This window comes from Nonomuraea sp. NPDC003201, assembly GCF_053590415.1.
Window position 1 is genome coordinate 1 of the sequence record NZ_JBSFTC010000782.1, and the last position, 1,085, is coordinate 1,085.

1 rRNA gene is annotated in these 1,085 nt (G+C 56.9%); it reads left to right on the top strand.

Going from position 1 to position 1,085, the window contains the following annotated elements:
• Positions 1 to 1,030 (top strand): 23S ribosomal RNA (locus ACWDX9_RS63615); the annotation flags it as partial.
• Positions 1,031 to 1,085: the final 55 nt, after the last annotated feature.

A 1,085-nucleotide genomic window follows, 5' to 3' on the forward strand; every position in this document is an offset into this window, starting at 1 on the left:
GTTGGCGAAGGTGAGAACTTAAGCGCCGGTAAACGGCGGTGGTAACTATAACCATCCTAAGGTAGCGAAATTCCTTGTCGGGTAAGTTCCGACCTGCACGAATGGCGTAACGACTTCCCCGCTGTCTCAACCGCAGACCCGGTGAAATTGCAGTACGAGTAAAGATGCTCGTTTCGCGCAGCAGGACGGAAAGACCCCGGGACCTTCACTACAGCTTGACATTGGTGTTTGGAACGGCTTGTGTAGGATAGGTGGGAGACTGGGAAGCTCGGACGCTAGTTCGGGTGGAGTCATTGGTGAAATACCACTCTGGTCGTTTTGGATGTCTAACTCTGGTCCGTGATCCGGATCGGGGACAGTGTCTGGTGGGTAGTTTAACTGGGGCGGTTGCCTCCCAAAGGGTAACGGAGGCGCCCAAAGGTTCCCTCAGCCTGGTTGGCAATCAGGTGTTGAGTGTAAGTGCACAAGGGAGCTTGACTGTGAGACTGACGGGTCGAGCAGGAGCGAAAGCTGGGACTAGTGATCCGGCATCGGCGTGTGGAAGCGGTGTCGCTCAACGGCTAAAAGGTACCCCGGGGATAACAGGCTGATCTTCCCCAAGAGTCCATATCGACGGGATGGTTTGGCACCTCGATGTCGGCTCGTCGCATCCTGGGGCTGGAGTAGGTCCCAAGGGTTGGGCTGTTCGCCCATTAAAGCGGTACGCGAGCTGGGTTTAGAACGTCGCGAGACAGTTCGGTCCCTATCCGCTGCGCGCGCAGGAGACTTGAAAGGGGCTGTCCCTAGTACGAGAGGACCGGGACGGACGAACCTCTGGTGTGCCAGTTGTACCGCCAGGTGCACGGCTGGTTGGCTACGTTCGGGAGGGATAACCGCTGAAAGCATCTAAGCGGGAAGCTTGCCTTGAGATGAGGTCTCCCACCCTGTGAGGGGGTAAGGCTCCCGGTAGACGACCGGGTTGATAGGCCGGAGGTGGAAGCGCGGTAACGTGTGGAGCTGACCGGTACTAATAGGCCGAGGACTTGACCACAAAGCAGACTTTTCTAGTCGTTGCTCGCGTCCATTATGTGATTCTGAGACAGCAA